Here is a 12,997-nt window from a genome sequence, read left to right on the forward strand (position 1 = left end):
GGTCACTCTGCCAGAGCGGCCGCGGGTTCCGGCGCCCGCTCCGTCCCGGACGGGACGCGGCGGATCAGCAGGAGCGCCGCCGCCGCGGCCGCCAGGGCGATCGCCGACGCCGTCAGGGTGGTGGTGTTGAGGGCGGTGGCGAACGCGCCGGGGACCGCCCGGTGCGCGGGGGCGTGCCCGCTGGTCAGCGCCCGGGCCGTGGCGGCGGCGTCCGGGACGCGGCCGGTCAGGGCGCGGTCCAGGGCCGGGTGGAAGACGCCGCTCAGCACCGCGATCCCCAGCGCGTAGCCGAGCTGGCGGAACGCGCTGACCGCCCCCGCCGCCATCCCGCCGCGCTCGGGCGGCACGGCGGCCATCGCGGCGGCCGTGACGTTCGGCAGCGCCAGGCCGACGCCGATCCCGGTGAGGGCGAAGCCGGGCACCAGCGCGACCCACGAGGAGTCGGCCGACAGCGTCGACTGCGCGAGGGTCCCGGCCGCGACGAGCAGCATGCCGCCGCCGACGGTCCACCGGGCCGGGACGCCGTGCGGGAGGCGGCCGGTCAGCCAGGAGGCGGCGAACGACAGGCCGCTCATCGGCAGGATCGCCAGCCCCGCCTCGATCGCGCCCAGCCCCTGCACGGACCGCAGCCACAGCGACGTGAACATCAGGTAGGCGAACGCGGCCCCCGACATCGCCAGCGAGGCGACCATGACCCCGGTGAAGGCCGGGTCGCGGAACAGCCGCAGGTCCAGGACGGGATGCTCCTTCCGCGCCTCGACCAGCAGGAACGCCACCAGCCCGGCGCCCCCGAGCGCGAACGCGCCCGTCGCCGCGGGTGAGGTCCAGCCGTCGCGGCCGGCCTCGGTCAGGGCGAGGACGACGGCCCCGGCGGTGAACGCGAACAGGAGCGTCCCGGTGACGTCGAGGCGCCGCACCGGGCCCCGCGACTCCGCCACGACCCGCCGGGTGAGGACGACGGCCGCGACGCTGACCGGCAGGTTCACCAGGAAGATCCAGCGCCAGCCGGCCGTCTGCGCGACCAGCCCGCCGAGCACCGGCCCGATCCCGGCCGCCGCGCCGTTCACCGCGCCCCACACGCCGAACGCCACACCCCGGTCGCGCCCGGTGTAAGCGGAGTTGACCAGCGCGACCGTCGTCGCGAACATCAGCGCCGCGCCCGCGCCCTGCACGGCCCGCGCGGCGACGAGCAGCGTCGCGTCCGGGGCCAGGCCGCACGCCAGCGACGCCACCGCGAACACCGTCAGCCCCGCCACGTAGATCCGGCGGCGTCCCAGCCGGTCGGCCAGGGCGCCCGCGCCCAGCAGCAGCGCCGCCAGCACCAGCGCGTAGACGTCCAGGACCCACTGCAACGCGCCGTAGGACGCGTCCAGCCCGCCCGCCATGTCCGGCATCGCGACCGTGACGATGTTGACGTCCACCAGCAGCATGAACGACCCGAGGCAGATCGCCGCCAGCGGTCCCCATCTCCCCATCGTGACCTCCGTGATCTCGCTTCCGGAGCTCTCACGATCACCGGGCGGGCGGGGGGAGACCACTCAGGGGCGCCGGGATTCGAAGTTTTCGACATCGGCTAGGTTCCAGTGGTGAATTCCTCCATCGCCGACGAACTCGACCGGCGGTTGGTCCACGCGCTGCAACTGGACGGCCGGGCCCCGTTCAGCCGGATCGCCGAGGTGCTGGGCGTGTCCGACCAGACGGTCGCGCGCCGCTACCGCCGCCTGCGGTCGGAGGACCGGCTGCGGATCGTCGGCGTCCCCCCGGCCAACCACGCCGCCCACGGCCGCTGGCTGCTGCGGCTGCGCTGCGCGCCCGGCGCGGCGCAGGGCGTCGCGGGCGTGCTGGCGCGCCGTCCCGACACCGCCTGGGTGCAGATCGTCTCCGGCGGGACGGAGGTGCTGTGCGTCGCCCGCGGCCGGGACCGGGACGAGAGCCGCGAACTCCTGCTGGACCGGTGGCCGCGCGGCAGCCGGGTCGTCGCGGTCGCCGCCCACGAGGTGCTGCACACCTTCTACGGATCGCCGAGCCGCATCCGCGCGCTGAACGCCCTCACCCCGGACGAGGTCGCGGCCCTCACGCCCGAGCCGGTCCCCGAGCCCGACGGCCTGCTCCGGCTGGACCCCGGCGACCGGGCGCTGCTGGACGTCCTGGCCCGCGACGGCCGCGCCTCCCACGCCGAGCTGGCCGCCGCGACCGGCCGGTCGCCGTCCACGGTCGCGCGCCGCCTCGACCAGCTGCGCGCGACCGGTGTCCTGCACTACTACGCCGAGTTCGACCTGTCGTTCGTCGGTCTCGAAAGCGCCGCCCGGCTGTGGCTGACGGTCCCGCCGTCGGAGCTGGTCGCCACCGGGGAGGCGCTGGCCGCCCACCCCGAGGTGGTGTTCGCCGCCGCCACCACCGGCCCCACCGGCCTCGCCGTCCAGGTCGTCTGCCGCGACTCCCGCGAGCTGTACCGCTACCTGACCGGGAGTGTCGCCGCCCTGCGGTCGGTCACCCATGTCGAGACCGCGCCGATCGTACGGAACGTCAAGCGCGTCGGCGCCCTGCTCGACCCGGCGTTCCTGACCGTCTCCCGCCTCTGACCCCGCCGAGGGGCCGGAGGCGGGGTCAGAGGCGCGGGGCGCCGGACAGGCCCTGGAGCTTGTCGGGGTTGAGCTGGAGGCGCAGGTCGCGGATCACGCCGTCGGCCAGGGTGAACGTCAGCGCGCCGATCGGGGTGTCGCCCATGGTGACCAGGACGCCCGGCTCGCCGTTGATCGTGGCGCCGCGCAGGACGACGCCCGCCGAGCCGGGCTTGGCGAGGACGCCGAGCAGCCAGCGGCCGGCGTGGTCGCGGCCGTGCAGCGGGCGGCGGGCCGCGGTGACCTTGCCGCCGCCGTCGGACCAGACGGTGACGTCGGGGGCGAGCAGTTCCATGACGGCGTTCAGGTCGCCGCCGGAGCAGGCCTCCAGGAACCGGGCGGTGACCCGCTCGCGTTGCGCGCGGTCGGCGTCGTAGCGGGGGCGCCGGGCCTGGACGTGGGACCGGGCGCGGTGCGCGATCTGCCGGACCGACGCCTCCGACCGGTCGAGCGTCTCGGCGATCTCGGCGTGGGTGTAGCCGAAGACCTCGCGGAGCAGGAACACGGCGCGTTCCATCGGGTTGAGGGTCTCCAGCACCACCAGCATCGCGGTGGATACGGTGTCGGCCAACTCGGTGTCCTCGGCGACGTCGGGGGAGGTGAGCAGGGGCTCGGGCAGCCACGGACCGACATAGGTCTCGCGGGTGGCGCGGGATGAGGTGAGGCGGTTGAGCGCGAGGTTGGTGACGGTGCGCACCAGGTAGGCGCGGGGGTTGCGGACGTCGGAGCGGTCGGCGCCGTTCCAGTTCAGCCAGGTGTCCTGGAGGACGTCCTCGGCGTCGGCGACGCTGCCGAGCATCCGGTAGGCGGTGGCGAACAGCAGGCGGCGGTGCTCCAGGAACGGGTCCCGGGCTGCGGTCTCGGCGGCGTTCATCGGCTCATGGTCTTCGCTGCTCGGTGACGGGGGCAAGCCCTCAGCCACGGGTGGCGCGGCCGCCCTTCGACAGCTGCGGGTTGATGTGGACGTGCTTGCCCAGTGCGTACAGCTTCAGCGGGCTGGAGCTGACGCTCTCCTTGTAGAGGATGGCGGCCCGCCCGGTCAGGCACCAGCGGCTCGCGCTGTCGTCGGCGTGGGTGAACTGGATGACCGCGTCGCGGCGTCCCAGGCTGAGGGGCTGGTGGAAGTATCCGAACCGGAACGGCTTCACGGTCCTGCCCCGCAGCCGCCGCGCGATGGCGTCGCCGGTGTACGCGCCGGTCGGGATCCCGCTCTGGCAGGTGCCGTGGATCGTTCCCCACGCCTGCCGGACGGCCGCGGCGTCGCCGACGGCGTGGATCTCCGGGTGCGACACCGAGCGCAGCGTGGCGTCCACGACGACCCGGCCGTTCCCGTCGGCCTCGACTCCCGCGTCGGCGGCCAGCGGGGGGACGCGGACCCCGGCGGTCCACAGGCAGGCGTCGGCCTGGAGCAGCTCGCCTCCGTCGAGTTCGACGGCGTCGGGCAGCACCTTGGCGACCTGTCCGATGCGGACGGTGACGCCGAGGCGGTCCAGGGCGCGGGTCAGGTGGGCGCGGGCCCGCGCGTTCATGCCCGCGCCCGGGGCCCGGGTGGTGACCAGCGTGACGCGCAGGCCGGGGCGGCCCTCGGCGATCTCGGTGGCGGCCTCGATCCCGGTGAGCCCGCCGCCGCAGACGACCAGCGTGCCGCCGGCGGGGATCGCGTCCAGCCGGGCGGTGAGGTCGGCGGGCCGGTCGAGGACGAACGCGTGCTCGGCGACGCCCGGGACCCGCGCGGTGTCGGTGGCGCTGCCCAGCGCGTACACGAGGGTGTCGTAGGCGAGCTCCCGTCCGCCGTCGACGGTGACGCGGCGGGCGTCGGGGTCCAGGGCGGTGGCGCGGCCCCGGACGAACGTGACGCCGGTGCCGTCCAGCACGTCGGTGACGCGGTGCTCGGGGAGGGTCTGCCCGCCGGCGACCTGGTGGAGGCGGAGCCGCTCGACGAACAGCTCCGACGGGTTGACCAGGGTGATGCGGACGCCGAGCCGGCGGGTCCGGCGGGCCAGGCGGACCGCGCACATCATGCCGGCGTAGCCCGCCCCGAGGATGACGACGTGGTGGTTGTCCATCTCTCACTCCCGTCTGCGTGGTGACGTCCATGGGACAGGTGGCCCCTGCCGGACGTGACAGCCCGGGAATGTGATGTGGGTCACCGGCGTCCGGGCGGGCCCGCGCGGCGGCGCCGGGGGGTTGTTAGGGTCGCCGGTTATGGAATTGCGGCAGCTCAGGTACTTCGTTGCGGTGGTGGAGGAGGCCAACTTCACCCGTGCGGCCGAACGGCTGCACGTCGCGCAGCCCGGGGTGAGCGCGCAGATCCGCCAGCTCGAACGCGAGCTCGGCCAGGAGCTCCTGGACCGCACCGGCCGCGCGGTCCGGCCGACGGAGGCGGGCCGGGCCGTGCTGCCGTACGCGCGGGCGGCGCTGGCGGCCGTCGAGGGCGCGCGGCTCGCGGTGGACGAGCTGACCGGGCTGCTGCGCGGCCGGGTCGCGGTCGGCGTGGTGACCTCGCTGCCCAACAGCCTGCTGCCCGACCTGCTGGCGGGGTTTCACGTGGAACACCCGGCGGTGGAGATCCACCTTTCCGAGGCCAACTCCGACCGGATGGTCCGCGACCTGATCGACGGGCGGCTCGACCTGGCGTTCCTCGGGCTCGCGGGCGACCCGCCCCCGGGGCTCGCCGTGCAGGTGGCCATCGACGAGGAGATGGCGCTGGTGGTGGCGCCGGACGATCCGCTGGTCGGCGCGGACCCGGCGCCGATCACGGTGCTGCGGGACCGGGCCGTGATGAGCCTGCCGCACGGCACCGGGATCCGGGCGGTCCTGGAGAACGCGTGCGCGGCGGCGGGGTTCGCGCCGCGCGTGACGTTCGAGGTGGCCGACCCCGGCATGCTCGCCGAGCTGGCCGCGCGGGGCCTGGGCGTGACGCTGGTGCCGCGGTCCCTGGTCGACCACTACGCCGGCCGGCTGCGCGCCGTCGAGATCGACGGCGCGGACCTGCGCGGCCGGGTCGTGCTCGCCTGGCGGGCCGAGGGCCCGGTGAGCCCGGCGGCGCGGGCGCTGATCGAACGCGCCCGCGCCCTGTTCCCGCCCGGCCCGGCGTCCTAGCGGCGGGTCACCCGAGCCTTCCGACCAGGTCGTCGATGACGGGCGGCAGCACGTCGGTGAACCCGGCGTCCACGATCTCCTTCATCATGCTGAGCAGGTGCGCGGCGAGCACCGGGGGCACGCCCTCGGCGTCGCTGGCCTCCAGGATGTTGACCAGGGCGGGCGCCTGCATGTCCAGCGGGGACTCGTCCGCCATCTTGGCGGCGTCCACCCCGGCGAACACCGACAGCATCGCCTGGATCCAGGACAGCAGCATGGTCTGGGAGAACTCCTGCGCCCTCGCCGGGCCGGCGTGGGCGGTGACCATCGCGCGGGCGTGGGCGACGCCCGCCGCCATCCCGTACATGCCCGACAGCAGCGCCAGGTCGTACAGCGCGGCGGCGCCCGGGTCCTCGCCCATGAAGTGCGGCGCGCCCAGCACCGCCAGCGCGTCCCGGTGCGCGTCGAACGCCTCCCGGTCGCCGCTGTAGAGCAGGAACGACGCCGGTCCCCCGATCAGCGGCGGCGTCGCCATGATGCCGCCGTCCACGTAGGTGACGCCGTTCTCGCCGGCCCAGGCGGCGATCTCGCGGGCCTGGTCGGGGGTGCTGTTGGTGAGGTTGACCAGGACGCGGTCGGCGAACGCCTTCCCGGCGGACGCCAGGGTCTCGCGGGTGACGGCGTGGTCCACCAGGCAGACGATCACCAGGGGGCTGGCGGCGGCGGCCTCCGCCGACGTCGCGGCGCGCGTCGCCCCGGCCGCGACCAGGTCGTCGGCCTTCTCCGGGGAGCGGTTCCACACGGTCAGCGGGTGCCCGGCCTTCAGGAACGCGGAGGCGAGGGTGTGGCCCATCGAGCCGAGGCCGATGACGGTGACGGGGGTCTTGTTCGTTGCGTTCATGACTCCACGGTCGGGGGCGGGGGTTGCGGTCCGGTTCGGATCGGGTTGCGGCGGGCGTTAGCGTGGCGGCATGCGTTTCGGGGTGCTGGGTCCGCTCGCGGTGTGGACGTCGGACGGGGAGCCGGTGCGGATCCCCGAGACGAAGGTCCGCGCGCTGCTGGCGGACCTGCTGGCCCATCGGGGCCGTGCCGTGTCGGCGGACCGCCTGGTCGAGGACCTGTGGGGGGAGGATCCGCCCGGCAGCCCGTCGGGGACGCTGCGGGCGAAGGTGTCGCAGCTGCGGCGCGCGCTGGGGGACCGCGACCTGGTCGTCCACCAGGCGCCCGGCTACGTGCTGCGGGACGCGGACGTGGACGCCGACCGCTTCGAGGAGCTGACCCGCCGGGCCCGCGGCGCCGGGGACGCCCGCGTCCGCGCGGACCTGCTCGCCGAGGCCCTCGACCTGTGGCGGGGACCGGCGTTCGCCGACTTCGCCGACGAGGAGTTCGCCCGCCCCGAGGCCCGGCGGCTGGAGGAGGCCCGGCTGACCGCTCTTGAGGAGCTCGCCGAATGCCGCCTCGACCTGGGCGAGCCCGTCGACGTCGGCGCGCTGGTCGCCGAGCACCCCCTGCGCGAGCGGCTCCGCGCCGCGCACATCCGCGCGCTGTACCGGGCGGGACGCCAGAGCGAGGCCCTGGCCTCCTACGAGGAGATCCGGACGCTGCTGCGCGACGAGCTCGGCCTCGACCCCGGCCCCGAGCTGACCGCCCTCCACCAGGCGATCCTGCGCCAGGACCCCGCCCTGGCCCCCCGCCGCCCCCGGAGCAACCTGCCCGCCCCGCTCACCGAGCTGATCGGCCGGGACGACGCGGTCCGCGCGGTCCGCCGCCTGCTGGACGGCGGCCGCCTGGTCACGCTCACCGGCACCGGCGGCGTCGGCAAGACCCGGCTGGCGCTGGAGGCGGCGGCGCGGTCGGCGGAGGCGTTCCCCGGCGGGGCCTGGCTGGTCGAGCTGGCCCCGCTGGACGGCTGCGCCGAGACCCTGGCCGAGGCGGTCGCGGCGGTGCTGGGGGTGCGCGACGTGCCCGACCCGGGCGGCCGCCCGCTGCTGGACCGGGTGGTCGAGGCGCTGCGCGGCGCCCCGGCGCTGCTGGTCCTCGACAACTGCGAGCACCTGGTCGAACCGGTCGCCGAGCTCGCCGCGGCCCTGCTGCGCGCCGCCCCCGACCTGCGGATCCTCGCCACCAGCCAGGAGCCGCTGTCGGTCGCGGGCGAGCTGCGCTGGCCGGTGCCGCCGCTGGAGCCGGACAACGCGGCCCGGCTGTTCGCCGCGCGGGCCCGCGCCGCCGCGCCGCACGCCGCGCTCGACGCCGACGCGGTCGCCGCGATCTGCCGCCGCCTCGACGGCATCCCCCTGGCGCTGGAGCTGGCGGCGACCCGGCTGCGCGTGCTGAACGTCCGGGACCTGGCCGACCGCCTCGACGACCGGTTCCGGCTGCTGACCGGCGCGAACCGGGCCGCGCCGCCCCGGCAGCGCACCCTCCGCGCGATGATCGACTGGAGCTGGGAGCCGCTCACCGAGGCCGAGCGGACCGTGCTGCGCCGCCTGGCCGTCCACGCCGACGGCTGCGCCCTGGACACCGCCGAGCAGGTCTGCTCCGGCGACGGCGTCCGCCCCGACGAGGTGCTGGACCTGCTGGGGCGGCTGGTCGAACGGTCCCTGGTCGTGCCGGGCGAGGACGGCACCCGGTACCGGCTGCTGGAGTCCGTCGCCGCCTACGGCCTGGAACGCCTGGCCGAGGCGGGCGAGACCGACCGCGTCCGCGCCCGCCACCTGGCCTGCTTCGTTGCGCTCGCCGAACGCGCCGACCCGCTGCTGCGCGGCGGCGACCAGCGCGCCTGGCTGGCCCGGCTCGACGCCGAGAGCGCCGACCTGCGGGCCGCGCTCGACACCGCCGTCCGCACCGGGGACGCGGAGTCGGCCCTGCGGCTGGTGAACGCGCTGGGCTGGTACTGGTTCCTGCGGGGGCGGCTGGGGGAGGCGCGCCGGTCGTTCACGCGGGCGCTGGAGGCGGCCGGGGACGCGCCCGAGGCGGTGCGGGCCACCGCGCTGGCGTGGCGGGCCGCGATGGCGCTGCTGATCCTGGACGGCGCGGACCCCGACCCGTTCGAGCAGGTCGACGCGGCACTGGCCCGGCTGGAGGCGGCGGGCGACCCGGCGGCGCTGGCGTGGGCGCGCTGGTTCCTGGGACGCGGCCAGCTCGGGTTCGGGAACTCCGAACGGGGGCTGGTGCTGATCGAGCGGGCGCTCGCCGACTTCGAGGAGCTGGGCGACCGGTGGGGGATCGCAGCCGCGCTCAGCGTCCGCGCCGAGCTGCGCACCTACCGCACCGACCTGGGGGCCATCGAACGCGACGGGCGGCGCGCCATGGAGCTGTTCCGGGAGCTGGGCGACCGCTGGGGAGAGCTCCAGGTCACCTTCGTCCTCGGGGAACGCGCCGAGGTCGCCGGGGACTACGCCGAGGCGGCCCGGCTGCGGACCGCCGGGCTGCGCATCGCCGAGGAGCTCGGCCTGTGGTCGGAGATGTCCGGGCTGCTGGCCCGGCTGGGCCGCATCGCGCTCCTCACCGGCGACCTGGACCGGTCCCGCGACCTCCACCAGCGGGCCAAGCAGGTCGCGGCCGAACGCTCCCACCAGCGCGGGGAGGAGTTCGCCGAGGTCGGACTGGCGCTGGTGGCCCGCCGCCAGGGCCGCCTCGACGACGCCGAACGCCACCTGACGGCCTGGATCGACTGGTGCCGCCAGTGGGAGGGCGACGGCGGGCTGGCGTTCATCCTCGCCGAGCTGGGCTTCATCGCCGAGCTGCGCGGCGACGCCGAACGGGCGCTGGCGTTCCACACCGAGGGCCTCGTCCACGCCGAACGCACCGGCGACCGCCGCGCCTACGCCCTGGCCTGCGAGGGGCTGGCCGGGGCGCACTCGCTGGCGGGCGACCACGAACGGGCCGCGCGCCTGCTGGCCGAGGCCCACGCGGCCCGCGCCGCCGTCGGCGCGCCGCTGCCGGAGGCCGAACGCGGCGACGTGGACCGGATCGCGCGGCGGGTGCGGGCGGCGCTGGGACCCGGCGCGCTCACGACCGCGGAGCCAGCCTCCACAGGGACGTGACCTCGACGGACCGGGCCGCGTGCAGCGGGTCGTCGGGATCGACCGAACGCGGGTGCGTGGGCCGGGTGTCGAGGCGGTCCAGGACCTCCAGCCCCGCCGCCTCGAACGCCGCCAGGAGCTGGCCGCGGGTCCGCAGCCCCAGATGCTCGGCCAGGTCGGACAGGATCAGCCAGCCCTCCCCGCCCGGCTCCAGATGGCCGGGCAGCCCGTCCAGGAAGCCGCGCAGCATCCGGCTGCCGGGGTCGTAGACGGCGTGCTCCAGCGGCGTCGCGGGCCGGGCCGGGATCCACGGCGGGTTGCAGACGACCAGGTCGGCGCGGCCCGGCGGGTACAGGTCGGCCTCGACCACCTGCACGCGGTCGGCCAGGCCGAGCCGGGCCGCGTTGTCGCGGGCGCAGGCGAGGGCGCGCTCGTCCAGGTCGGTGGCGACGACCCGTTCCACGCCCCGGTGGGCGAGGACGGCCGCGAGCACGCCGGTGCCCGTCCCCAGGTCGAACGCGGTGCCCGTCCCCGGCAGCGGAGCCTTGTCGACCAGGCTCACGTACTCGCCCCTGACCGGCGAGAACACCCCGTAGTGCGGGTGGATCCGGGCCCCGCCGAGCGCGCCGACCGGCACGCCGCTCAGCCGCCACTGGTGCGCGCCGACGAAGCCGAGCAGCTCGCGCAGGGACACGACATAGGGCTCGTCGGCGGGGCCGAGCGCCGCCTCGCACGCCTCCCGCACGTCGGGCGCGCGCCGCGCCGCGACGACATGCCCCGGCTCCACCGGCACCAGCACCATCCCCAGGATCCGCGCCCGCTGCGCCCGCGCCTGCCGGAACAGGTGGAACTCCTGCGCCGGGTCGCGCACCGGCTTGGGACGGCGGCGCGGGGCGTCCACCCGGCGGGCCATCGCGTTCAGCAACTGCCGGGCGTTCTGGTAGTCACCGCGCCACAGCAGCGCGGTGCCCTCGCAGGCCAGCCGGTAGGCGGTGGCGGCCTTGGTGCGGTCGTCGGCGACCACGACGCGGGCGGGCGGCGGCGCGCCGTTGCCCGAACGCCACCGCGCCCGGTGCTCCGCGCCGTCCTCGTCCCAGGAGATGACCTGCCGTTCGTCGGGTCCGCCCATCCCAAGATCGTAGGTCAGGAGGGAGGGCGGGCGGTCAGAGCTCCGCGCTCGACCGGTGCGCGCCGGTCTCGGCGAGCCTCCGCAGCGCGGCCTCCGACGGCGACCCCGGCTCGGCCGCGTACAGCATCAGGCGGCTCAGGTCCGGGTCCCCCGGAAGGTGCAGCGTCTCGAACGGCAGCACCAGCCGCCCCACCTCGGGATGCCGCACCCGCGCCTCGCCGTGCCGCAGGTCCTCGACGGGATGCTCCTCCCACATCCGCGCGAACTCCTCGCCGCGTTCCAGCAGCTCGTCCACCAGGCCCCGCAGCTTCGGGTCGTGCGGGTCCTGGCCGAGCCGCAGCCGCAGGTAGGCGACGTTGCGGCGGGCGACCGGAAGCCAGTTGTCGTCCAGGCGGGCGCGGTAGTCGGGGTTCAGGTGGATCTGGTGCGACCAGGTGCGCTCCTCCGGCGGGACGTCCGCCAGGTCCACGAACACGGCGGCGGTCAGCCGGTTCCAGGCGACGACGTTGGTGTAGTGGCCCACGATGTACGCCGGGGCGTGCGTGATCGAGTCCAGGAGGTGCTGGAGCGGCGGGCGCAGCCGCACGACCTCGGCGCGGGGCGCGCGGCGCGGCGGGCGCGCGAGCCGGTGCAGGTGGGCCCGCTCGTCAGGGGTCAGCCGCAGCGCCCGCGCGATCGCGTCCAGGACCTCGGCGGAGACGTTGTCGGCGGTGCCCTGTTCGAGCCGGATGTAGTAGGCGACGCTGACCCCCGCGACCTGCGCCAGCTCCTCCCGCCGCAGCCCCGGCACGCGCCGCCGCCCGCCGTAGGCGCGCAGCTCCACGTCCTCGGGGCGCAGACGGGCCCGCCGCGATTTCAGAAACTCGCCCATTTCGGATGCCACGAGCCTGATCCTGCCAGTGGTACGAACGGCCGGGAGCTGGGTGGGTGCGCGCGGGCACGCGACCGTGGGGTCATGGATCTCGAACTGACCGGAAAGGTCATCATCGTCACGGGCGCGTCGGCGGGCATCGGCGAGGCGACCGTCCGCCTGCTCGCCGCCGAGGGAGCGATCCCGGTCGGCGTGGCCCGCACTGTGAGAACCCTGGTCGAGCAGGGGTTCGACGCCGTCGAGGCCGACGTCGTCGACCCGGCCGCCGCGCAGCGCGCCGTCGACGCCGCCCTGGACCGGCACGGCCGCCTCGACGGCCTGGTCAACAACGCGGGCGGCCTGGACTCCCGCATCGGTTTCCTCGACGTCACCGACGAGCAGTGGAGGCACACCTTCGACCTGAACCTCCACTCCGCCGTCCGCATGGCCCGCGCCGCCATCCCCGCCCTGTGCGACCAGGGCGGCGGCAGCCTGGTCCACGTCTCCAGCGAGGCCGCCCGCTTCCCCGACACGCCCCTGGTCGACTACGCCGCCGCCAAGACCGCCCTGCTGTCGGTGTCCAAGACCCTGGCGGGCGAGTTCGGGCCGCACGGCATCCGCTCGAACGTCGTCGCGCCCGGCCCGACCCGCACCCGCCTGTGGGACGCCCCGGGCGGCTTCGCCGAACAGCTCGCCGCCCAGTACGACCTGCCGGTGGAGCAGGCGGTGGACCGCTTCGTGAAGCAGGAGCGCCGCCTGCCCACCGGCCGCCTCGGCGCCCCCGAGGACGTGGCCCGGGTGATCGCCTACCTGCTGTCCCCGCTGGCGGCCCAGGTCACCGGGGCCGAGTGGGCGGTGGACGGCGGCGCGCTCCGCCAGCTGTGACCGTGACCGCCGGTTCCGGCCGTCAGCCCGGCACCCTGTCCAGGAACCCGTGGACCCTGCTGATCCGCCCGTCGCCGTCGAACACCGCGACGTCGAACCCGACCACCGGGGCCTCCCCGTCCTCGGGCCCGAGCTCCCAGGTGAACCGCGCCTGCCCGTGGTGCGCGTCCACCTCTCCCACGAGCCGGAACACCCACCCCGGGAACCGCTCCTGCACCGCCCCGATGGTCGCGTCCACGGCGTCCCGCCCCTCGGCGACGGCGAGCGGGTCGACATAGCGGGCGTCCTCGGCCCACACCTCGTCGATCCCGGCCCGGCGGGCGGCGGCGTCGGTCTCGTTCCACAGCTCCAGGTACCGCTCGACGGCCTTGCGCGCGTCCTTCATGTCCTTCTCCGTTCTCTCGGC

Annotated in this window: 11 protein-coding genes; 4 read left to right on the forward strand and 7 right to left on the reverse strand. The window is 76.0% G+C overall.

The window, feature by feature from the left end; all coding sequences use genetic code 11:
* Positions 1-2: 2 nt before the first annotated feature.
* On the reverse strand, positions 3-1,475 hold the full coding sequence (locus AKI01S_RS22155) for an MFS transporter (protein ID WP_067821123.1): 1,473 nt from the start codon (positions 1,473-1,475) through the stop codon (positions 3-5).
* A 111-nt stretch (positions 1,476-1,586) separates the two neighbouring features.
* On the opposite strand from AKI01S_RS22155, the gene AKI01S_RS22160 reads away from it, so the two are divergent.
* The gene (locus AKI01S_RS22160) at positions 1,587-2,582 is read left to right on the forward strand and encodes an Lrp/AsnC family transcriptional regulator (RefSeq protein WP_174567405.1); all 996 of its coding nucleotides are present in this window, start codon (positions 1,587-1,589) and stop codon (positions 2,580-2,582) included.
* A 25-nt stretch (positions 2,583-2,607) separates the two neighbouring features.
* Here AKI01S_RS22160 and AKI01S_RS22165 read toward each other — a convergent pair whose 3' ends face one another.
* Together AKI01S_RS22165 and AKI01S_RS22170 are read right to left on the reverse strand one after the other, a co-directional pair.
* A complete protein-coding gene (locus tag AKI01S_RS22165) occupies positions 2,608-3,495 on the reverse strand; it encodes an RNA polymerase sigma-70 factor (RefSeq protein ID WP_067821125.1) in 888 nt (295 codons plus the stop codon).
* A 40-nt stretch (positions 3,496-3,535) separates the two neighbouring features.
* Entirely contained in the window at positions 3,536-4,687 is a 1,152-nt protein-coding gene (locus tag AKI01S_RS22170; protein WP_067821128.1) for an NAD(P)/FAD-dependent oxidoreductase, read from the reverse strand.
* 139 nt (positions 4,688-4,826) lie between these two features.
* On the opposite strand from AKI01S_RS22170, the gene AKI01S_RS22175 reads away from it, so the two are divergent.
* Positions 4,827-5,723 (forward strand): LysR family transcriptional regulator, encoded by an 897-nt coding sequence (locus tag AKI01S_RS22175; RefSeq protein ID WP_067821130.1) that lies wholly within the window; start codon positions 4,827-4,829, stop codon positions 5,721-5,723.
* A gap of 7 nt (positions 5,724-5,730) precedes the next feature.
* On the opposite strand, the gene AKI01S_RS22180 is transcribed toward AKI01S_RS22175, so the two are convergent.
* The gene (locus AKI01S_RS22180) at positions 5,731-6,603 is read right to left on the reverse strand and encodes an NAD(P)-dependent oxidoreductase (RefSeq protein ID WP_067821133.1); all 873 of its coding nucleotides are present in this window, start codon (positions 6,601-6,603) and stop codon (positions 5,731-5,733) included.
* 70 nt (positions 6,604-6,673) lie between these two features.
* Here AKI01S_RS22180 and AKI01S_RS22185 point away from each other — a divergent pair, with 70 nt between their 5' ends.
* Complete coding sequence (locus AKI01S_RS22185) at positions 6,674-9,748, forward strand: AfsR/SARP family transcriptional regulator (RefSeq protein WP_067821136.1); 3,075 nt, start codon at positions 6,674-6,676, stop codon at positions 9,746-9,748.
* On the opposite strand, the gene AKI01S_RS22190 is transcribed toward AKI01S_RS22185, so the two are convergent.
* The gene (locus AKI01S_RS22190) at positions 9,714-10,856 is read right to left on the reverse strand and encodes a methyltransferase (RefSeq protein ID WP_067821139.1); all 1,143 of its coding nucleotides are present in this window, start codon (positions 10,854-10,856) and stop codon (positions 9,714-9,716) included. The two genes, AKI01S_RS22185 and AKI01S_RS22190, sit on opposite strands and share 35 nt — an antisense overlap.
* A 34-nt stretch (positions 10,857-10,890) precedes the next feature.
* A complete protein-coding gene (locus tag AKI01S_RS22195) occupies positions 10,891-11,727 on the reverse strand; it encodes a helix-turn-helix domain-containing protein (protein WP_067821142.1) in 837 nt (278 codons plus the stop codon).
* Positions 11,728-11,811: 84 nt separating this feature from the next.
* On the opposite strand from AKI01S_RS22195, the gene AKI01S_RS22200 reads away from it, so the two are divergent.
* Positions 11,812-12,591, forward strand: coding sequence for an SDR family NAD(P)-dependent oxidoreductase (locus tag AKI01S_RS22200; protein ID WP_067821145.1), 780 nt, complete (start codon positions 11,812-11,814; stop codon positions 12,589-12,591).
* Positions 12,592-12,613: 22 nt separating this feature from the next.
* Here AKI01S_RS22200 and AKI01S_RS22205 read toward each other — a convergent pair whose 3' ends face one another.
* Entirely contained in the window at positions 12,614-12,976 is a 363-nt protein-coding gene (locus AKI01S_RS22205; RefSeq protein ID WP_067821148.1) for a nuclear transport factor 2 family protein, read from the reverse strand.
* Positions 12,977-12,997 lie beyond the last annotated feature (21 nt).

It is taken from the genome of Actinomadura kijaniata NBRC 14229, from assembly GCF_001552175.1.
Taxonomy (GTDB): domain Bacteria; phylum Actinomycetota; class Actinomycetes; order Streptosporangiales; family Streptosporangiaceae; genus Spirillospora; species Spirillospora kijaniata.

What these genes read in the sequence shown, in the direction of transcription:
- AKI01S_RS22155 (WP_067821123.1), bottom strand. Translation starts at nt 1,475, where the DNA reads ATGGGGAGATGGGGACCGCTGGCGGCGATCTGCCTCGGGTCGTTCATG.
- AKI01S_RS22165 (WP_067821125.1), bottom strand. Translation starts at nt 3,495, where the DNA reads ATGAACGCCGCCGAGACCGCAGCCCGGGACCCGTTCCTGGAGCACCGC.
- AKI01S_RS22170 (WP_067821128.1), bottom strand. Translation starts at nt 4,687, where the DNA reads ATGGACAACCACCACGTCGTCATCCTCGGGGCGGGCTACGCCGGCATG.
- AKI01S_RS22175 (WP_067821130.1), top strand. Translation starts at nt 4,827, where the DNA reads ATGGAATTGCGGCAGCTCAGGTACTTCGTTGCGGTGGTGGAGGAGGCC.
- AKI01S_RS22180 (WP_067821133.1), bottom strand. Translation starts at nt 6,603, where the DNA reads ATGAACGCAACGAACAAGACCCCCGTCACCGTCATCGGCCTCGGCTCG.
- AKI01S_RS22185 (WP_067821136.1), top strand. Translation starts at nt 6,674, where the DNA reads ATGCGTTTCGGGGTGCTGGGTCCGCTCGCGGTGTGGACGTCGGACGGG.
- AKI01S_RS22190 (WP_067821139.1), bottom strand. Translation starts at nt 10,856, where the DNA reads ATGGGCGGACCCGACGAACGGCAGGTCATCTCCTGGGACGAGGACGGC.
- AKI01S_RS22195 (WP_067821142.1), bottom strand. Translation starts at nt 11,727, where the DNA reads ATGGGCGAGTTTCTGAAATCGCGGCGGGCCCGTCTGCGCCCCGAGGAC.
- AKI01S_RS22200 (WP_067821145.1), top strand. Translation starts at nt 11,812, where the DNA reads ATGGATCTCGAACTGACCGGAAAGGTCATCATCGTCACGGGCGCGTCG.
- AKI01S_RS22205 (WP_067821148.1), bottom strand. Translation starts at nt 12,976, where the DNA reads ATGAAGGACGCGCGCAAGGCCGTCGAGCGGTACCTGGAGCTGTGGAAC.